The organism is Pedococcus sp. P2_D9, from assembly GCF_056404275.1.
The window spans coordinates 124,425-142,481 of the sequence record NZ_JBFUEI010000005.1; the positions used below are offsets into that span (position 1 = coordinate 124,425).

19 protein-coding genes are annotated in these 18,057 nt (G+C 69.6%); 11 read left to right on the forward strand and 8 right to left on the reverse strand.

The window, feature by feature from the left end:
- Positions 1-35: 35 nt before the first annotated feature.
- Positions 36-1,661 (forward strand): LuxR C-terminal-related transcriptional regulator, encoded by a 1,626-nt coding sequence (locus tag AC1DXJ_RS10720; protein ID WP_477613356.1) that lies wholly within the window; start codon positions 36-38, stop codon positions 1,659-1,661.
- Between the two features lie 225 nt (positions 1,662-1,886).
- Here the strand turns inward: AC1DXJ_RS10720 and AC1DXJ_RS10725 are convergent, their stop codons facing one another.
- The 3 genes from AC1DXJ_RS10725 to AC1DXJ_RS10735 all read right to left on the reverse strand — a co-directional run bounded on the left by AC1DXJ_RS10725 (position 1,887) and on the right by AC1DXJ_RS10735 (position 3,974).
- Positions 1,887-2,666 carry a hypothetical protein gene (locus tag AC1DXJ_RS10725; protein WP_477613357.1) on the reverse strand — a complete coding sequence of 260 codons (780 nt, stop codon included), beginning with the start codon at positions 2,664-2,666 and terminating at the stop codon, positions 1,887-1,889.
- Positions 2,667-2,821: 155 nt separating this feature from the next.
- Positions 2,822-3,181 carry a hypothetical protein gene (locus tag AC1DXJ_RS10730; RefSeq protein ID WP_477613358.1) on the reverse strand — a complete coding sequence of 120 codons (360 nt, stop codon included), beginning with the start codon at positions 3,179-3,181 and terminating at the stop codon, positions 2,822-2,824.
- A gap of 355 nt (positions 3,182-3,536) precedes the next feature.
- Positions 3,537-3,974, reverse strand: coding sequence for an SRPBCC family protein (locus AC1DXJ_RS10735; protein ID WP_477613359.1), 438 nt, complete (start codon positions 3,972-3,974; stop codon positions 3,537-3,539).
- Between the two features lie 361 nt (positions 3,975-4,335).
- On the opposite strand from AC1DXJ_RS10735, the gene AC1DXJ_RS10740 reads away from it, so the two are divergent.
- Positions 4,336-5,565: a matrixin family metalloprotease gene (locus AC1DXJ_RS10740; protein ID WP_477613360.1), complete on the forward strand. Its 1,230-nt coding sequence runs from the start codon at positions 4,336-4,338 to the stop codon at positions 5,563-5,565.
- 84 nt (positions 5,566-5,649) lie between these two features.
- A complete protein-coding gene (locus AC1DXJ_RS10745) occupies positions 5,650-7,332 on the forward strand; it encodes an ABC1 kinase family protein (protein ID WP_477613361.1) in 1,683 nt (560 codons plus the stop codon).
- 10 nt (positions 7,333-7,342) lie between these two features.
- On the opposite strand, the gene AC1DXJ_RS10750 is transcribed toward AC1DXJ_RS10745, so the two are convergent.
- The 3 genes from AC1DXJ_RS10750 to AC1DXJ_RS10760 form a co-directional block, all read right to left on the reverse strand.
- Complete coding sequence (locus AC1DXJ_RS10750; protein WP_477613362.1) at positions 7,343-7,621, reverse strand: hypothetical protein; 279 nt, start codon at positions 7,619-7,621, stop codon at positions 7,343-7,345.
- A gap of 76 nt (positions 7,622-7,697) precedes the next feature.
- The gene (locus tag AC1DXJ_RS10755) at positions 7,698-8,708 is read right to left on the reverse strand and encodes an aldo/keto reductase family protein (RefSeq protein ID WP_477613363.1); all 1,011 of its coding nucleotides are present in this window, start codon (positions 8,706-8,708) and stop codon (positions 7,698-7,700) included.
- A gap of 167 nt (positions 8,709-8,875) precedes the next feature.
- The gene (locus AC1DXJ_RS10760) at positions 8,876-9,388 is read right to left on the reverse strand and encodes a hypothetical protein (protein WP_477613364.1); all 513 of its coding nucleotides are present in this window, start codon (positions 9,386-9,388) and stop codon (positions 8,876-8,878) included.
- Between the two features lie 305 nt (positions 9,389-9,693).
- Here AC1DXJ_RS10760 and AC1DXJ_RS10765 point away from each other — a divergent pair, with 305 nt between their 5' ends.
- Entirely contained in the window at positions 9,694-10,692 is a 999-nt protein-coding gene (locus tag AC1DXJ_RS10765; protein WP_477636919.1) for a hypothetical protein, read from the forward strand.
- 91 nt (positions 10,693-10,783) lie between these two features.
- Here AC1DXJ_RS10765 and AC1DXJ_RS10770 read toward each other — a convergent pair whose 3' ends face one another.
- The gene (locus tag AC1DXJ_RS10770) at positions 10,784-11,206 is read right to left on the reverse strand and encodes an Hsp20/alpha crystallin family protein (protein WP_477613366.1); all 423 of its coding nucleotides are present in this window, start codon (positions 11,204-11,206) and stop codon (positions 10,784-10,786) included.
- 132 nt (positions 11,207-11,338) lie between these two features.
- Here AC1DXJ_RS10770 and AC1DXJ_RS10775 point away from each other — a divergent pair, with 132 nt between their 5' ends.
- The 7 genes from AC1DXJ_RS10775 to AC1DXJ_RS10805 all read left to right on the forward strand — a co-directional run bounded on the left by AC1DXJ_RS10775 (position 11,339) and on the right by AC1DXJ_RS10805 (position 16,536).
- On the forward strand, positions 11,339-11,698 hold the full coding sequence (locus AC1DXJ_RS10775; protein WP_477613367.1) for a MerR family transcriptional regulator: 360 nt from the start codon (positions 11,339-11,341) through the stop codon (positions 11,696-11,698).
- A gap of 76 nt (positions 11,699-11,774) precedes the next feature.
- Positions 11,775-12,740 (forward strand): NAD-dependent epimerase/dehydratase family protein, encoded by a 966-nt coding sequence (locus AC1DXJ_RS10780; protein ID WP_477613368.1) that lies wholly within the window; start codon positions 11,775-11,777, stop codon positions 12,738-12,740.
- A gap of 14 nt (positions 12,741-12,754) precedes the next feature.
- Positions 12,755-13,672, forward strand: coding sequence for an RNA polymerase sigma-70 factor (locus AC1DXJ_RS10785; RefSeq protein ID WP_477613369.1), 918 nt, complete (start codon positions 12,755-12,757; stop codon positions 13,670-13,672).
- A gap of 201 nt (positions 13,673-13,873) precedes the next feature.
- The gene (locus AC1DXJ_RS10790; protein ID WP_477636920.1) at positions 13,874-14,671 is read left to right on the forward strand and encodes a trypsin-like serine protease; all 798 of its coding nucleotides are present in this window, start codon (positions 13,874-13,876) and stop codon (positions 14,669-14,671) included.
- Positions 14,672-14,822: 151 nt separating this feature from the next.
- Complete coding sequence (locus AC1DXJ_RS10795) at positions 14,823-15,128, forward strand: ArsR/SmtB family transcription factor (protein WP_477613371.1); 306 nt, start codon at positions 14,823-14,825, stop codon at positions 15,126-15,128.
- On the forward strand, positions 15,125-16,102 hold the full coding sequence (locus AC1DXJ_RS10800; protein WP_477613372.1) for a TIGR03086 family metal-binding protein: 978 nt from the start codon (positions 15,125-15,127) through the stop codon (positions 16,100-16,102). The genes AC1DXJ_RS10795 and AC1DXJ_RS10800 overlap by 4 nt, the downstream gene beginning before the upstream one ends.
- A gap of 98 nt (positions 16,103-16,200) precedes the next feature.
- A complete protein-coding gene (locus AC1DXJ_RS10805; RefSeq protein ID WP_477613373.1) occupies positions 16,201-16,536 on the forward strand; it encodes a YciI family protein in 336 nt (111 codons plus the stop codon).
- A gap of 65 nt (positions 16,537-16,601) precedes the next feature.
- On the opposite strand, the gene AC1DXJ_RS10810 is transcribed toward AC1DXJ_RS10805, so the two are convergent.
- Positions 16,602-17,978 carry an HNH endonuclease signature motif containing protein gene (locus AC1DXJ_RS10810; protein WP_477636921.1) on the reverse strand — a complete coding sequence of 459 codons (1,377 nt, stop codon included), beginning with the start codon at positions 17,976-17,978 and terminating at the stop codon, positions 16,602-16,604.
- Between the last annotated feature and the right edge of the window lie 79 nt (positions 17,979-18,057).

Here is an 18,057-nt window from a genome sequence, read left to right on the forward strand (position 1 = left end):
GGACGGCGCGCGTATTCTCCGAGGAGGAGGGTGCGATGGGCATCGACACAGGTGTCGTCGAGGGCCGCGAGGCCTATGCGCGCCGGGCCTGGGGCACGGCGTACGAACGGCTGCGCGCCTTCGACACCAGCCACCTCTCCCCCGCAGACCTGGGCCTCCTGGCCGTGGCCGCCTACATGGTGGGTGACCGCGACACCACCACCGCTGCCCTGGAGGGCTCGTTCCACCAGCACCTCGACGCAGGGGACTCTCTGGCCGCAGCCCGCGACGCGCACTGGCTCGGGTATGTGTTCAGCGCCAACGGCAACCCGTCGGTGGGCGGTGGCTGGGTGGCCCGGGGAGCCCGCCTGCTGGCCGACCAGCCCGACGACTGCGTGGAGCGGGGCTTCCTGCGCATCCACGACATGATTCCACTGGTCTACGCGGGTCGATTCGCCGAGGCGCTCGAGGTCGCGACCCAGCTACTGGAGATCGGGCAGCGTTGGGGTGACTCGGATCTCGTGACGTTCGGCCTGGCCAGCCGTGGTCGGTTGCTGCTCTATGCGGGACGCGTTCCCGAAGGTCTGACGCTGCTCGACGAGGCAATGCTGGGCCTCACCGGCGGGGAGGTATCGCCGATCCTCACCGGCGAGATCCTGTGCCTGATGATCGAGGCCTGCCAGGAGGTTGCCGACTACGGGAGGATCACCGAGTGGACGGGGGTGCTGTCGCGCTGGTGTGACGCGCAGCCGGACCTGGTGCCCTTCACCGGGCAGTGCGCGGTGCACCGAGCGCAGGTCCTGCGGGCAAGCGGGGACTTCCCGCTGGCGCTGACCGAGCTGGCCCGCGCGCGTGAGCGGTACGCCGCGAACGGGTCGCCGCCGGCGACCGGGCTGGCGCTGTACGAACAGGGAGAGATCCAGCGGGTCCAAGGTGAGTACGCGGCTGCCGAGGCTGCCTTCGCCCTGGCGCGCACCCATGGGCACGAGGCTCAACCGGGCCTGTCCCTGTTGTGGCTGGACCGTGGTCGCACTGCAGCAGCCGCGGCCTCGGTTCGACGCCTGTTGAACGAGGCATACGACCCCGTCACCCGCGCGCAGCTGTTGCCGTCGGCGGTCGAGGTGCTGCTCGCGGATGGCGACAAGGAGGCCGCCCGTGCGGCCGCCGAGGAGCTGCAGCAGACCGCTGACAACTTCGCGTGCGATGGCCTCTCCGCCCGTGCCGCGTACGCCGTGGGGCTCGTCGCGCTCGATGCGGGCGACGCCGCCGGGGCGCTGGCTCCGCTGCGCCGCGCCTGGAAGGTGTGGATCGACCGTGGGGGTCGGTTCGAGGCAGCACGGGCCAGGGTGAGGATCGGTCTGGCCTACCGCGCGCTGGGGGACGAGGACTCGGCACAGTCGGAGCTGACCGTGGCGCAGCGGACGTTCGTCGAGCTCGGGGCCAGGCCGTCCCAGCACGAGGTGGAGCGGCTGCTGGCCCGCGACCTGCCGGATGGGCTCACTGCTCGGGAGGTGGAGGTGCTGCGCCTGGTCGCGCGGGGGCAGAGCAACCCGCAGATCGCGTCGTCGCTGTTCCTCAGCCAGAAGACGGTGCAGCGCCACCTCAGCAACATCTTCACCAAGATCGGGGTCACGTCGCGCACGGCCGCAGGGGTGTATGCGTCGGAGCACGACCTCGCCTGAGGCCCAACGGACCTGAATCGGTGACGATCTGCCGTCTGCCGGCAACAGGTCCGGGAGTGCCGGGACTTGTTGCGTCCTGGTGGTCACGGGACCCCCGGGATCGGTTGTCGGTGACGATCTGCTGGCAACCAGTCGGGAGCGCCGGGACTTGTTGCGCCCTGGTGGTCACCGGACCCCTGAATTCGGGGACCGGTGACGATCTGCTGGCAATAAGTCGGGAGCGAGTCAGTTGGTGACGAGCCGGGCTTTGGCGGTCTTCACGGTCAAGGTCTCGGGGGTGCCCTGGATCGTCACGTCGCCGGGGATGACGATCCACTCACCGCCGTTGACCCGGTACTGACCTGCGTACGTGACGTCGGCTCGCACCCGGTAATTGCCGCTCTTGGCGTACTCATGGCGGATGTCGCCATCGGGGTAGGGGCCGCCGAGGGAGTTGGTGCGCTCGCTCGTACCGTCCCCGTAGTCGTAGCGAACCGACTTGAACCGTGGACGGATGTCGACTCGAAAGCCGGCCATCCGCGCCGGGTCGACGGCGTCCACCTCGTCCGGCTGGTAGCCCTTCGATGGCCAACGCAGCTCGAAGTAGGTCGGCAGCGTCACGAGGGTGACGTTGCCTTCGGGCTGGATGTTGACCGTTGCCAACGCAAAGTTGGTGTCATGGAACGCCGCCGTGATCTGGGCCATCGTGAGGCGAGGCCGCTCACCCGGAACCATCTCGGGCAGGCAGGTCACACCCAGTCTCTGCCATTGAGGAGCGGCGATGGGCTTGTCCTGGCCGTCGACCGGCGTGCCGTCCTTGTCGATCCGGGCTTCCCAGACGGCCAAAGGGGGTCCCTGCCCCTGGGCAGGGGTGTTCGCCTCGCAACGGGCGTCAGCGCCGCAGGCGTTGTCGGTGTCGTTGTCCGGCCGAGCGCCGCCACAAAGCCCCGTCGACGCGTACTTGAAGAACGGCCCCTTCAGCCCCGGCACGGATATTCGGGCGGCCTTCTGCTGCAGTTTGGCCATTTCAGAACGGTTCAACCCAAGGACCGAGGTTCCGGCTGAGGTATATCCACCATCGATTCCGCCGCCCTCACATGCGGGGCAGTCCGTGGCGTTGGCAGAGGGCACGCCGACACAGAGAAGGAAACCCGCCAACGCCGCCACCTTGGAACACCGCCTCATGCGCGATCGGCCCCGAAGAAACGCCAAACTCCGTCTCCCCAGACAAGGGCGATGGAGATCGGCTGGCGGACTTGCTTGTCCCTCGTCAACCTCGTGCCCGACTTGTCGACGATCCAAGCCCCGGTCTGGACCGAAGTCGCGCTGAAATACTGCTGATTCTTCGGCGCCCCCGACATGGGTGCAAGGTCGACAACGTGGATTGGGTCGGTGTCGTAGTGATCGACGCCGACCACGAGTTGTTCGACGAGCCTTTCGTTTCGCTGGCAGAAGACACACGAATCCACCGCGAGACCGGGCAGTACACCGATCTCGGGCTCGCGGAGAACCTTGTTGAGAGTCGTGTAGTAGTACTCCACGAACGCTTGGCCGCCCTCGACGGTTTGCGCTCGAGCAGCTGGTGGGTAGCCGTCGGCTGGACTGCTCGTCGTTGTCGGACTCAGGGGCGGAGAGCTTGTCGGCGAAACGCTCGACGTCGTCGAACGGCTGGCCGGAGGGTCGTCTCCCGCACCCGCGCACCCCACTAAGGCCAGCAAGGCGGCAAGGCCGCACACGGCATACGGACGCACAGAGCTCACGCTCGATCTCCCCTCAGTAGCCCCCCGCTACTCGATCGCACGCGAGTCTATGCAAACAGGCGCCAACGGGCGCAGAGCCATCCACAGCGCGGACATCCGGCGAGCCAAGCCCGCGGCAGCGCCGGCTCCAGAGGGCTCAGCCCTGGCTGGTCACCCCTCCAGCCAGCCGGCCGAGTGCGTCGTCCCAGTGCTGCAGGTCGGCACGGGGGTCACCGGCGATGCCGCGACCTTCGTGGAAGACCTCGACCCGCGTCGCGTCCCCCTCAGGTCGCAGCTGCACGTCGAGCATGCTCAACGGCCCGTCCTCATGAGGGTGCCAAGTGACCCGCACCTGCTCGACGGGATGGAAGCTGCGCACCACACCGTACGACCCGTCGGCCGCGTGCCACGGCTCGCCCTTGTTGCCGATCCGGGCGCCCTCGCCGAAGAGGGCTTCGGTGCCCGCGGCACTGATCAGGTGCTGCCAGACCTGCTCGACGGGTGCGGGGACCACAACCCCCGCGTGCACGCCTGCTTCCAGGTCGCCGGCGTCTGCGTCTGCGTCGTCCGGGACCGTTTCGACCACACTGCTCATGGAGAACCTCCGTCCGAGGGCCACTCCCCGGGTGGGCGTGACCCACGAGGTCCAGTCGACCAAGCCTTGGGCCCGCTGGCAACAGGAGCGGGCAAAATTCACTGGCGGCATCGGTGGGGACCAGCCTCGTGAAGCATGCGGTGAGGCGCGTGGTGAGGCGTGACGTGAGGTATGCCGCGTGGCGACCCGCTGCCACACCTCTCGTCGGGAGTCCCCGCGCCTAGTCCGTTCGGCTCGTGTGACGGCGGTCGAGGACATGGCGCCGCGGGGGTTGAGGACGATGGAAGCCGAGTTGTGGTGGGCGGATGTGCTGGGGGGATGCGCTGGGCGAAGGTGCCCGGCGAATGTGGGAAGGAACGGCGTGGAGCTCGACGAGGTGGAGCTGTGGCGGCTCGAGGTGTCGGCGCACTGCGGGTGCGGTGAGCCGCTGTCGCGCGGCATGCAGGCCGGCTTCGACCCGACGGCCAGGGAGCTGCTCTGCCTGCGGTGTCTGGACGACCTGCGGGCAGGACGACCGCGGACCCGTAGTGCATCCGCCGTGCCGAGCACGGACCTCAGCACCAGCGAGACTTCCACCAGCGAGACTTCCACCAGCGCCGGCAGGCCCACCAGCGCGGAGACTCCCACCAGCGTCGCGCCTCCGCCCGGTGCCGTGGCGGCGCCATCCCCCGTGGGTGACCACGAGACGGACTACGGCGTGGTCGGGTACAGCGTGACGCGACCACCGCGACGCAATGGTTCCAGCACCGCCACCAAGGTGTTGGTCGCGCTGCTCCTGGCTGCCCTGGCCGTCGTCGGGATCCCGCGCCTACTGCCGGGGAGCGCGGGAGCGGACGCCTTCGGCAAGGGCAGGGGCTCGTCGCTCGGTGACATCGCGATGGGGTCCCCGATCACGCCGGTCGCGCCGCCTGACTCAGACGGCGCGGCCCCACCCGTACCCTCCGACGCGGGCAAGTCCCGTCTGCGTCCGTCGCCCAGACAACGCTCCACGTCGACCGCCTACACGTTCCTCGCGACCACGACGTCGGGACGACCCGTCGGGTTCGACCCGTGCAGACCGATCCACCTCGTGGTGAACGGCGCCGAGTCCCCCCGGGGCGGCGACCAGCTGATCAGGGAGGCTGCCGCGCAGGTGAGCGCTGCGACCGGCCTGGTCATCACGGTCGACGGTCGCACCAGCGAGACGCCGACCATCCGTCGGCGCAGTGTCGATGTGCGGCTCTACGGGAACCGGTGGGCTCCGGTCCTCGTCGCCTGGACCCACGACAGCGCCAACTCCGAGCTGGCCGGCCGGGTCGTCGGCGTCGGGGGTCCGGTCATGGCGCCCTACCGCGACCGGGCCGACCAGCACTACGTGACCGGTGCCGTGCTGCTGGACGCCCCCGCGTTCGAACAGATCCTCGACGAGCCCGGCGGCCGGGTCGGCGCGCGCAGCATCGTCATGCACGAGCTCGGTCATCTCGTCGGCCTGGGGCACGTGACGGACCGTCGCCAGCTGATGTACGCGTCGATGGAAGGCCAGACCGGATTCGGAGCCGGCGACCTCGAAGGGCTGCGCCTGGTCGGCTCAGGCCCCTGCTTCTCCGGCTGAGGGTTCAGGCTTCTCCGGCCGAGGCTCTGACCTGTGGGAATGGCGTGTGCGAGTGCAGGGGGCCCGGCCTGCCAAGATGGCGCCATGAGATCTCCGTTCGACCCTTCCAACGCAGTCCGATACGCCGCACTCGCGCGGATGCTCGTCCGTCACGGCCGATCGGACCTGGTCAGCGGCGCGGGGTTCGACGAGTTCCTCGTCGAGGACGAGCGGCCGGCCGGCGACACGTCCGCCGCCGAGTCCCTTGCCGACGACCTCGAGGCCATGGGTCCGACGTACGTCAAGCTGGGCCAGCTGCTGTCGACGCGCGTCGACCTGCTGCCGCCGGCCTACACCGAGGCGCTGACCCGCTTGCAGGACAAGGTCGAGCCGTTCCCCTACGAGCAGGTCCAGCAGATCATCGAGGACGAGCTGGGTGTCTCGATCCGGCATGCGTTCGCCTCGTTCGACCAGGCTCCCCTGGCCGCTGCCTCCCTCGGTCAGGTGCACCGGGCGGTCCTGCCCAGCGGCAGGGAGGTCGTGGTCAAGGTGCAACGCCCAGGAGTGCGGGAGGTGGTGCGCGACGACATGGAGGCGCTCGGCAAGATCGCCGCCTTCGCCGACGACCACACCGACCTGGGACGTCGCTACGGCTTCGGTCAGCTGCTCACGCACTTCCGCCGCTCGCTCGCGGGTGAGCTGGACTACCAGCGGGAAGCGGCCAACCTGGTACGCCTGGGCGAGCTCACTGCGGACTACCCCCGGCTGGTGGTCCCTCAACCCGTGGCCGACTACACCAGCGGTCGGGTCCTGACGATGGACCTCGTGCCCGGTCGCAAGGTCACCGACATCGGCCCACTGGGCATGCTGGACATCGACGGTGAGCCGCTCGTGCGCGAGCTCTTCGCGGCATACCTGCGGATGATCCTCGTGGACGGCTTCCTGCACGCTGACCCGCACCCGGGCAACGTGCTGCTCACGCCGGACGGTCGGCTCGGCCTCATCGACCTCGGCATGGTCGCGAACGTCCCGCCGCGTGTCCAGGACAAGATCGTCAAGCTGCTGCTGGCGATTGGCGACGCCGACGGCGAAGACGTGGCAACGGTGCTCGCCTCCATGGGGGAACCGCTCGAGGGCTATGACGCGGGGCAGTTCCGCGACGAGGTGGCGGCGCTCGTGTCGCGTGCGGTGTCACTGGGCGACCAGGTGCAGGCGGGTGCCGTCCTGATGGAGCTGAGCCGGCTGTCGGGCGTCCACGGTCTGCGCCCACCACCGGAGATGACCATGGTGGCCAAGGCCCTGCTCAACCTCGACCAGGTGACCAAGCACCTCGACCCGAGCTTCGCACCCGCCGCGGCCATCCGCGAGAACGTCGCCGACATCATGGGTAGCGGCCTGAACGTCTCGGCGTCTGGGCTGATGGCTGCCGCCATCGATGCCAAGGAGTTCACGGCGAACTTTCCCAGCCGCGCCAACGCGATCATGGAGAACCTCGCCGAGGGCAAGTTCTCGCTGCGGGTGGACGCCCTCGACGAGGCCCGCTTCCTGCACGTCCTCCAGCGGCTCGCGAACCGCCTGACCATGGGCATCGTGATGGCGGCCCTCGTGGTCGGCGCGGCGCTTATGATGCAGGTGCCCACCGAGAACCGCATCCTCGGCTATCCCGCCATCGCCATGGTGTTCTTCCTGCTGGCCGCCCTGGGTGGCGCCGCGCTCGTCGTGTCGATCGTGCGCACGGACAGCCGAATCGCCAGGCAGGCGGCCACCGACCGCGACCCCAGGCCTTGAGGGGCGCTGCTCAGAACCACTGGTGCGGACGAGGGCGCGACTCGCGCCGCCCGGCCAGCAGGCCCCGGCCGAACCGGACGACGGTCCAGCACCACCAACGGTCGATGTCGCGGGTCGCGAGGTCCGCCCGCCACTCCCAGTAGTCGCACAGGTGCACGAGCTCGGCCTCGTTGAGCGAGAGGCACACGTCGACGAACGTGCCCTGGTGCCCGACGGTAGGGTCGACGAAGGGAGCCCCGTCGTACACCACCCAGGTGGTCCCCGCGTCGATCCGGTCACCATCACCCATGAGGTGATGGTGACCCCGATCGAGCGGTTGCGCCTCCGTCGATCGAGGGAGGCCGAATGGTGTAGCGAAGGGGATCTCAGGCGATGCGCTTCTGCGGCGCGGTCTCCTTCGTCTTGCCCGGGTCGCGCTCCACGATGTCACCGAGGACGTCGTCGATCTGCTTCATGACGGCCGGCTCGAGCTTCACACCGGCAGCCTTGACGTTCTCGTGCACCTGCTCCGGACGCGATGCCCCGACCAGCGCGGCCGCGACGTTGGGGTTCTGCAGCACCCAGGCCACCGCGAGCTGCGCCATCGACAGGCCGGCTTCGTCCGCGATCGGCTTGAGCCCCTGGACGCGGGTGAGGACGTCGTCGTTCATGAACCGCTTGATCATGTCGGCACCGCCCTTCTCGTCGGCGGCGCGCGAGCCCGCCGGCGGCTGCTGCCCCGGCTGGTACTTCCCGGTGAGCACGCCCTGGGCGATGGGGCTCCAGACGATCTGGCTGACGCCGAGCTCCTCGCACGTCGGCACGACCTCGCCCTCGATGACCCGCCACAGCATCGAGTACTGCGGCTGGCTCGAGATGAGCTGGAAGCCGAGCTCCTTCGACAGCGCGACGCCCTCGCGGATCTGGTCGGCCGTCCACTCGCTGACGCCGATGTAGAGCGCCTTGCCCTGGCGGACGACGTCGGCGAAGGCCTGCATCGTCTCCTCGAGCGGGGTCTCGGTGTCGTAGCGGTGCGCCTGGTACAGGTCGACGTAATCCGTCTGGAGGCGCTGCAGCGAGCCGTTGATCGACTCCATGATGTGCTTGCGCGACAGGCCGGTGTCGTTCTTCCCACCCGGGCCGGTCGGCCAGTAGACCTTCGTGAAGATCTCCAGGCTCTCGCGTCGCTCACCCTTCAGCGCCTCGCCGAGGACGGTCTCCGCCTTGGTGTTGGCGTAGACGTCCGCGGTGTCGAACGTGCTGATGCCCGCGTCGAGGGCGGCAGCCACGCATTGCGCTGCGACGTCGTTCTCGACCTGGGAGCCGTGGGTGAGCCAGTTTCCGTAGGTGATCTCGGAGATCTTGAGTCCGCTGTTGCCGAGGTATCGGTAGTCCATGCTTCAACCGTATGCCGCGGCGTGGCATCGTGCGCAATCGACCACCCCCTGCCCACGCCCCGCCCAGCCCCCTGCCCCGCCCCCTCCCCCGCCCGCAGGCAGGTATGCCGGGTGGTCACCACCCGGCGTACCCTCCTCGGCAGCCTGCGTGCCTGTTTCTGGATGTCTCAGTGCTGGGCGATGACGGTCCGCCAGCCGTAGTTGTAGGCGAACCCGGTCGGGAAGTTGTCGTCCGTCGCGCTGGAGTCGAACACGCAGAACTGCACCCACGCGGCGCCCTTGGCGAGCTCACCCGAGACGTAGCCGGTGCCGAACGGGTGGTCGACGAGCTTGACCGTGAACCGGTTGACGTGCCACTTCCCATCGCACTGGATCGTCTGACCGGCGGGGTTGTTGGCGTACTGGTAGTTCGTGTCGTACCAGGCGTCCGAGGTCATCCCCGAACCCTCAGCGGTTGGGTCGGGGCCGCCCTGCTTGATCGAGGCCCACAGGTGCGTTCCGGTCTCCCCACCAAAGCAGCGGAACTTGGCCTGGATGTAGGCGTTGCTCCCGTTGGCCACCACGTGGTCCCCCACCCAGGCGATCTCCGGGGGGGCCAGCTCCTCGGCGGAGGCGGAGCCGGCGGGCAGCGCCGTGACGGCGGCCAGCGCTGCACCAGCAGCGATGCGGGCAAGTCTCATCGGGTTCTCCTCATCCTCGTGGGAATCTCTCGCGCGGGCCGGATGTCGGCCGCAGCGCCCCTCGACGCTAGGTGGACGCATCCACGGCCGGATCCCGCCGAAGGGTGACGGAGCCCGTACGCCGGATGCGGTAGCAGCCCAGCGAGAGAGGTCGGGACCTAGGGCCCGGGTGTGGTGCGGTCGCGCACCGTACTTTCGGTATGCCGTCCACCCCGGCGGCCGGGCGACGTGCGCCTCTTCCACGCCTCACCGCGCACGCCACCCCCGAGTCCCGGCCCACCTCGAGTCCCCTGGAGAATTGCCACATGGTCTCCGTCCTGGCCCTGCCCGCGATGGTCCTTCCCACCCATGAACGCTGGTTCGTGGACTCGGCGCCCGCCGACTGGGGCTTCTTCCTGCGGCCCCTGCCGCTGGCGCTGACGGCCGCGGTGGTCGTGGTGACCGTGGTGTGGCGCAGGGTGGCGCTGCGTCTCGACCGCCCCGAGCTGCCCGTGCTGCGTGGTGTCGGACGGCTGGTGCCCTGGGTGCCGCGGCTGCTCGGGATTCACCTCGGCGTGGCCCTACTCGCTCTTGCTGCCTCGGGCGCGTTCGTCACGCCCGCCGTGGACGACCTGGACGCGACCGGCGGAGGCATCCTCCTGCTGCTCGAGTCCGCCCTCGGCATGTGGCTGATCACCGGGTTCCAGCAGCGTCCGGCAGCCGCGCTGACCCTGGCGCTCGGGCCGATCATGGCGGCATTGACCGGGCCGATGGCGCTCCTGGAGTGCGCCAACATCGCGGCCGTTGCGGCCTTCCTCGTCATCGCCCCGGCGGGGGTGAACCGTCACGGCGCCACGACACTGTCCGACGCCCAGCTGCGGTGGGCGCTGCTCGCGCTGCGGGCCGGCGTGGGTGTCGCGCTGATCGCGCTGGCGTTCACCGAGAAGTTCACCAACCCGACGATGGCGCGCGAGACCCTGGAGCACTATCCGGCGCTCAACRTGTTCAGCCTCGTCGGGCTGCACGTGCCCACTGACGTGTTCATCGTCATCGCCGGGAGCATCGAGCTGCTGTTCGGTCTGCTGGTGCTGTCCGGGGCGCTGCCACAGGTCGCTGTGCTGGTCGCGATGGTGCCGTTCAACGCCACCCTGATCCTGTTCGGCCAGACCGAGCTGGTGGGCCACCTGCCGGTCTACGGCGTCTTCCTGGCCATGCTCGCGTACGGCTCCAACCCGACGACGGCCGCCGCAGTGCGGTGGCTGCCCCGTCGGTCCGACGTGGTGCTGCCGGCGGGCCGCCCGGTCGCATCGGTCGCCCAGCGCTGACGAGCCCAGCGCTGAGGGGCCCAGCGCTGAGCGCAGTGGGGTCCCCGCCGACCGTGCGGTCGGCGGGGACAACCCGTCGCGGGTCGGAACCTCAGGCGGAGATCGCGTGCTGGCGCCGCTCGCCCGAGCTGATCTCGATCTTGCGGGGCTTGGCCTGCTCGGCGACCGGGATCGTCAGCCGGAGCACGCCGTCCCTGTAGGCCGCCTCGACGCGGTCGACATCGAGGCTGTCGCCCAGGAAGAGCTGTCGGCTGAACACGCCGCGCGGCCGCTCGGTGGCGATCGTCTCGGCTTCGTCGGAGAGCCGACCGCGCTCGGCCTTGACGGTGAGCACGTTGCGCTCCACGTCGAGGTCGATCGAGTCCGGTTCGACGCCGGGAAGGTCGAACTCCACGACGAACACGTCGCCCTGCCGCCACGCATCCATCGGCATCACCGTGGGACGAGCCATCGTCCCGAAGACTTGCTGTGCCAGCTGGTCCAGCTCGCGGAACTGGTCAGTCCGCATGAGCATCTCAACCACCTCCAGTGTTGTGAGGGTCCTGTTCTGCCGAACCCGACTTCGATCCACTAGAATCTCAGTCATGTTCTGTAGATTTTGTAAATCTCTGGCACGGGATTTGTCAAGCCCTCGATCGAGGGTCGTATGACCGCTGCGACGGGCCCTTCCGACCGCCCGGTCTACACGATCTCTGTGGCAGCCGACCTCGCCGGCGTGCCCATCCCGACGCTGCGCCTGTACGAGGAGAGAGGCCTGGTCCGCCCGGAACGCACGGCCGGCGGCACGCGCCGGTACAGCGACGCCGACCTCGCCCGGATCGCCCGCGTCAGCGAGCTGTCCGAGTCCGGGATCCCCCTCACGGCTGTGGCCATGGTGCTGGAGCTCCAGGACGACAACGCGGACCTCGCCACGCGCAACCGCAGGCTGCGGGCGCGCAACTCCGACCTCCTGCGGGACAACGAGCGCCTGCGCGGCGATGGGGACACTCCCGCCCAGGACACCTGACCAGCTGTCACAGCTCCGAAGGCTGTCCTGTCTTGATGGGTACAGCGATCGTTTTCATGGGACAAGGGAGTGAATGATGAAGGTCTTCGTCGCAGGAGCCACCGGAGCCATCGGCCGCCAGCTCGTGCCACGGCTGGTCGAGGCGGGTCACGAGGTGTACGGCATGACGCACCACGCCTCCCACCAGCAGCTGGTGCGCGAACTGGGCGCCGTCCCGGTGCTGGCCGACGCGCTCGACGCCGACCAGGTCGCCGAGGCCGTGGCCCGGGTGCAGCCGGACGTGATCGTCCACCAGCTGACCTCCATCGGCCCGATGGACCTGCGGCACTTCGACCGCGCCTTCGCGATGACCAACCGGCTGCGGACCGAGGGCACGGACCACCTGCTGTCGGCCGGCCAGGCAGTCGGCGTGAAGCGGTTCGTCGCGCAGAGCTTCTTCGCGGCATACGAACGCACGGGAAGTCTGGTGAAGACCGAGGAGGACTCCTTCGGACCGGGCCCGGCCAAGGAGATGCGCGAGACGGTTGCGGCGATCCGCCACGTCGAGGACGCCGTCCTCGCGGCCACCTGGACCGAGGGAGTCGTCCTCCGCTACGGCGGCTTCTACGGGCCGGGCACCTCGCTCGGACCGGACGGCGAACAGACCGAGGCCGTCCGCCGGCGCAAGTTCCCCGTAGTGGGCGACGGCGCGGGCGTGTGGTCGTTCATCCACATCGAGGACGCTGCCGAGGCGACGGTCGCGGCGATCAACCACGGTCGTCGGGGGGTCTACAACGTCGTCGACGACGAGCCCGCGCCGGTGGCCGAGTGGTTGCCGGTCCTGGCGCGTACGTTGGGTGCCAAGGAGCCGATGCGCGTGCCTCGTTTCGTGGGGCGGTTGCTCACCGGTGAGATCGGAGCGGTGATGATGACCGAGCTGCGCGGGGCGTCCAACGCCAAGGCGAAGCGCGAGCTCGGCTGGAGTCCGTCGCACCCGAGCTGGCGCGAAGGCTTCGGTGACCTGCGCACGGCACCGGGCACCAGGAGCCAGGTGACGACGTGAGTGCAGGAGACCCCGTGAGCGATCGGGAGGCACTGCTCGACGAGCTGCGTCCCACTGCGTTCGCCATCGCCTACCGGATGCTCGGCAGCGTGTCCGAGGCCGAGGACGTGGTCCAGGAGGCGCTGTTGCGGGTGCACCAGTCCCTCGAGGCGGGTGAGGAGATCGCCTCGCCTCGCGCCTTCGTCGCCACCATCACCACCCGGCTCGCGATCAACGAGCTGCGTTCCGCCCGGGCCCGTCGCGAGCGCTATGTCGGTGAGTGGCTCCCCGAGCCGATCGTCACCGACGCCGCAGACGACCCGGCCGCGCACGCCGAGACCGCCGACTCGTTGTCGCTGGCGATGCTGGTGCTGCTCGAGAGCCTGTCCCCCGAACAGCGGGCAGTGCTGCTGTTGCACGACGTGTTCGGCTACGGCTACCCCGAGATCACGGACATCGTGGGCAAGACCGAGGACAACGTGCGCCAGCTCGCCACGCGCGCCCGACAGCACGTCAAGGCACGCCGACCGCGGTTCGAGACCACCCGTGAACGGCAGCGCGAGCTCGCGACGAAGTTCTTCGCGGCCGCCGAACACGGTGACCTCGCCGGGCTCGAGGCGCTGCTCGCCCACGACGTCGAGCTCACCGGCGACGGCGGCGGCAAGGTCCCGGCACTGGCCCGGTCGCTGCGCGGTCGTAGCCGGGTCGCGCACACCTTGACCAACTGGCTGCGCGCGCTGGCGCGGTTCCCCCAGGTGTCGATGCGGCCCGTCGAGATCAACGGTGACCCCGGAGCCATCTACGTCGACGACCAGGAGCGGATCCTGGGTGTCTGGGCCCTCGAGATCGTCGACGGCGAGATCATCGGCATCCGCTCGATCGTCAACCCCGACAAGCTCGGCCACCTCGGCCCGGTCGGCGACGCGGTCGCCATCCTCCGCTCCGCCCGCTGACGGCCAGTCCATACATCGCCATCCCCAGCCAGTCGGAGCAACCCGGATCAAGCCGGGTATGCCGCGCGCAAAGGGCCGCGGGTCAAGGCGACCCTACGCACTTGGTAGGAGGCGTGGGCCGCCCCTGCCGGCGTACGGTCGGGGCGGCGGCAGGGCCCGAGGAACCTGCCCTCGCCGGTGTCGCCGGAGGAGGAGGCAGCCATGAAGCGTCCCACCGCCCTGGTCACCGCCAGCGCCACCTTGGGCGCCGTGCTCTGCGCCGGTCTCGGCCTGGCTGCCTCCCCCGCGGCGGCGATCGTCAACGGCACCCTCGACACCACCCATCGCAGCACCGGTGCCCTGGTCCAGGTGGACGGCCTCGGGCACCTGCAGGCGCGCTGCAGTGGCTTCCTGGCGGCTCCGACGGTGTTCGTCACCGCACAGCACTGCTTCGCGATCTTCAAGATCCCGGACGGCGACCCCGCGATGGTCAGCTTCGACCCTGTCATCACCGACGCCTCGCCGACGCTGGCGGGGATTGCCCACCACAACACCGCTGTCGGCTCGACCCCGAGCAGTGACCCGCACGACGTCGGCGTGATCGTCCTGACGAGTCCGGTGACCGACCGCTCCCCCATGAACCTGCCCAAGCTCGACGAGCTCGTCACCTTCCAGAAGGGTGGCCAGCTCGAGGCGCACGACCCCATCCGCATCGTCGGCTACGGCGCCACCACCGTGGAACGACCGCGGATCTTCACCTTCACCAACGAGCGCCGCACGACTCTCCTGGAGTTCCAGACGCTGCAGCCGGGCTTCATGGTGTCGCAGCAGAAGAACGGCGGCGCCTGCTACGGCGACTCGGGTGGGCCCAACATCGTGACCGTGGGCGGCCGTGAGGTGGTCGGCGCCATCACCCGCCACCTCAACGCCGGCTTCGACTGCGAGACGACCTTGTGGAGCTATCGGCTCGACACCCCGGCGGCACGGGCCTTCCTCAGCCAGTTCCTGACCCCTCCCTGACCCCTGCAACCCCACGGGAGAGGTATGCCGCGTGGTCGCCGCGCGGCATACCTCTCCTTCGACCGCCCGCGCAGGTTCGGGCTGTCCCAGCGGATCCCAGCCGTCACGGGCTGGACAGAATGCGTTAGTCACGACTAACGTATTGCGTGTTGTGAATGATCCTCTCTCCGCCGCCGCCGAGCCGACTCGCCGCCGCATCCTGCAGCTCCTGGCCCGCGGGCCACGGGGCGTCACGGACCTGGCCGGCGAGTTCCCGGTGACCAGGTCCGCGATCAGCCAGCACCTGCTGGTGCTCGCCGACGCTGGGCTGGTGGAGGCCGAGAAGGTCGGACGCACGCGGACCTACCGGGTCGTGCCGAGCGGGCTGCAGCGGTTGCAGGCCGAGATCGACCGGTTCTGGACGTCCGAACTCGACCTGCTCGTCGCTGACGCGCACCAGATGAAGGGAACCCCATGAGCTTCACCAAGACCGCCGTCCTGCCCGTCTCCCCCGACGAGGCGTTCGCGCTGATCACCGAGCCTGAGCGGCTGCGTCGGTGGCAGACCGTGTCGGCGACCGTCGACCTGCGCGCCGGGGGCTCCTACCGGTGGACGGTGACGCCCGGCCACATCGCCGAGGGCACCTACCACGAGGTCGATCCGGGCCGCCGGGTCGTGTTCGGCTGGGGCTGGGAGGGCAACCCCGACCTGCCCAAGGACGCGTCGACCGTCACGGTGACCATCGAGCCGGCGGCCGAGGGTTCCCTGGTCACGCTGGTGCACGAGGGACTCACCGAGGAGCAGGCCGTCATGCACGCCGAGGGCTGGAACCACTTCTTCGAGCGGCTCGAGCGGCTCACCGCGACGGGCGACGCCGGTGCGGACGAGTGGGCGTGGGCACCCGAGAACCTCACTCCCCTCGTGGCGGCCGAGGCGGCCCTGGCTGTCATCCAGCCCGTCCTGCGCAACCTCACGCCGGCCGACCGCCCCAAGCCCACGCCGTGCGCGGACTTCACTGCGCACGAGCTCGCGGATCACCTCCTCGGCTCCCTCGTGCAGCTCGGGGGAATGGCGGGCGCGAACCTGACCGTCCCCGCCGACGGCTCGCTCGAGGACAAGGTCTCGGTGCTCGCCGGTCAGGCGATCGACGCCTGGCGCGGGATCGACCTCGACGGAACCGTCGCCGGCCCCGGAGGCGCGGATGTGCCCGCGATGTTCCTGGCCAGCATCTTGCCGCTCGAGCTGCTGCTGCACGGGTGGGACCTCGCCCAGGCCTCCGGTCAGGACCTGCGCGTCTCCGACGAGGTCGCCGGTTACATCCACGACCTCACGCGGGACGTCATCGCGCAGGGCCGGGGCAGCTCGTTCGCCGACGAGATCACCCCAGCCGCGGATGCCGACGCGGTGGAGCGGTTCGCCGCCTACGCCGGCCGCACGCGCATCCCCGCCTGACGGCCTGTCACCTTCCGGCGCTTCACCAGTCCCCACAACCGCACACCGTCAGACTCGCCACCCCCCGCGGCAAGCACGCAACTCAAGGAGAACCAGTCATGAGCAAGTTCCTGTTCCTCTACCACGCACCCACCACCCCTGCCGAGAACACTCCCTCCGACCCCGCCGAGATGGAAGCCGTCATGGGCCAGTGGATGGAGTGGGCCGGCCGCGTCGGCGACGGCATGGTCGACTTCGGCACCCCGCTCGCAGGCGGCGTCCAGGTCACGCCCGAAGGCACCTCGCCCAGCACCCGCGAGGTCGTGGGCTACAGCATCATCGAAGCCGCCGACCTGGATGCCGCCCTCGCCCTCGCCCAGGGCCACCCGCACCTGAACATGCCCGGCGGTTGCACCATCGAGGTGCACGAGGCCCAGCCCGTCCCCGGTATGTGACCGATCGGGCACTCCCGCAGGCATGCTTCGCACCCCGCACGAGCCGTGCGAGGTGCGAAGCGGGTTCATGGTCGGGGCGGCGTCTCGCTCCGGCCGGGATCGAGCTCTGACGCGCGGCTGGCGCGCCATTCCTCGAGGTAGGTGTCGTAGGAGCCGGGCGTCAGGTCCCACCGCACGAACGGACCGTTCGGGCCGGAGACGACCTCGCCGGCGTAGCGGTGGTTGTGCACGACCGTGTGATGTCGCTGGCACAGCAGCGCCCCGTGCTCGACGTCGGACGGACCGCCATCTGCCCAGTGAATGAGGTGGTGAGCGTCAGACCAGGTCGGCGGCTTGGTGCAGCCGGGGAACGTGCAGTGCCGGTCTCGTAGCCACAGGTGGCGGATCTGGGCCTGGGTGAACAGCCGCACGGCCCGGCCCTGCTCGAGAGTCTCACCCTTGGAACCGAGCACCGCCGGAACGATCTCGGCGTCGCAGGCCAGCCGACGCATCGTCTCGATGGACAGGGGTTCTCCCTCCACTGTGAGGCCAGCCCCGCGGCAGGTCTGTTGCAGCTCGTCCAGGCCGATGGTCACGACCACGCTGGTCTTGGCTTGGCGGGGCACACCTTCCGGGGCGCTCACGGCCCGCTGGACCAGCTCGACCAACGCGTCCGCCCGTCGCGCGCCGGGCGTGCGCGGGTCGCGCTCCTTCGTCTCGGGGTCGGTCTGCGGCTTGGCCAGCGCATCGACCGCCGCGTCGACGATCGCGGCGCCCTCGGTGTCCAGCAGCATCGTGTAGCGCCACATCCCCATCGGGCCCTTGCCCTTCACCAGGGACCGATGCGCGCGCTTCACCTCCGCGTCGTGCTCGATCAGCCGGTCCGGTCGCATCATGTCGGCAGTCCGGCGCACCCCGATGGCGAGCGACTTCTCTGACATCCCGTCGTGGCCGCGCGACCCCGTCAGCAGGTGCTGGGTTGCGTCCTCCAGCTCGACGGGGTCGGCCATGCCGCGGACACCCTCGTGGAACCGCACCAGCATGGCCGCCTTGCCCACCGGCAGCGCATCGGTCGCCTCCGGGTCCAGTCCCTCGGCAAGGGCTTCCTGCACCCCCGCCAACCGAGGCTCACCGTAGGAGCCCGCGACAGTGTCCAGGTCGGACAGCAGCCGCGGGCTCAACCCCGGCGCCCTCAGCCGCGCCCAGTCGTGAGCCCCCCACCCCTCGCCCACCCCGAGCCCACGCGACTTCGCCTCCACCAGCACCGCCGCCAAGTGGGCCTCGGTGCTTGCATGGAGCTGCCCGAKGGTGGCCATGGCGTCCTCGACCTCGCCGTCCGACAACGCCCACAACTGACCCGCCCCGGCGCCAGCCAACGCATCGCGCGACTCCCGGGCAGCATCCAGCACCGGTCGAGCGTGGGGTGCCCGTCCTCGCGTCGTGCCATCGGGTGCGATTGCCATGACCCCAACGCTAGACCGACCTACCGACAACCCAAGCGAATCCACCCGTCGCGAATTCGCTTGCTGTTCAATACCTTTC

Coding starts and splice junctions, on each gene's coding strand:
- AC1DXJ_RS10720 (WP_477613356.1), top strand. CDS start 36: ATGGGCATCGACACAGGTGTCGTCGAGGGCCGCGAGGCCTATGCGCGC.
- AC1DXJ_RS10725 (WP_477613357.1), bottom strand. CDS start 2,666: ATGGCCAAACTGCAGCAGAAGGCCGCCCGAATATCCGTGCCGGGGCTG.
- AC1DXJ_RS10735 (WP_477613359.1), bottom strand. CDS start 3,974: ATGAGCAGTGTGGTCGAAACGGTCCCGGACGACGCAGACGCAGACGCC.
- AC1DXJ_RS10745 (WP_477613361.1), top strand. CDS start 5,650: ATGAGATCTCCGTTCGACCCTTCCAACGCAGTCCGATACGCCGCACTC.
- AC1DXJ_RS10750 (WP_477613362.1), bottom strand. CDS start 7,621: ATGGGTGATGGTGACCGGATCGACGCGGGGACCACCTGGGTGGTGTAC.
- AC1DXJ_RS10755 (WP_477613363.1), bottom strand. CDS start 8,708: ATGGACTACCGATACCTCGGCAACAGCGGACTCAAGATCTCCGAGATC.
- AC1DXJ_RS10760 (WP_477613364.1), bottom strand. CDS start 9,388: ATGAGACTTGCCCGCATCGCTGCTGGTGCAGCGCTGGCCGCCGTCACG.
- AC1DXJ_RS10770 (WP_477613366.1), bottom strand. CDS start 11,206: ATGCTCATGCGGACTGACCAGTTCCGCGAGCTGGACCAGCTGGCACAG.
- AC1DXJ_RS10775 (WP_477613367.1), top strand. CDS start 11,339: ATGACCGCTGCGACGGGCCCTTCCGACCGCCCGGTCTACACGATCTCT.
- AC1DXJ_RS10780 (WP_477613368.1), top strand. CDS start 11,775: ATGAAGGTCTTCGTCGCAGGAGCCACCGGAGCCATCGGCCGCCAGCTC.
- AC1DXJ_RS10790 (WP_477636920.1), top strand. CDS start 13,874: ATGAAGCGTCCCACCGCCCTGGTCACCGCCAGCGCCACCTTGGGCGCC.
- AC1DXJ_RS10800 (WP_477613372.1), top strand. CDS start 15,125: ATGAGCTTCACCAAGACCGCCGTCCTGCCCGTCTCCCCCGACGAGGCG.
- AC1DXJ_RS10805 (WP_477613373.1), top strand. CDS start 16,201: ATGAGCAAGTTCCTGTTCCTCTACCACGCACCCACCACCCCTGCCGAG.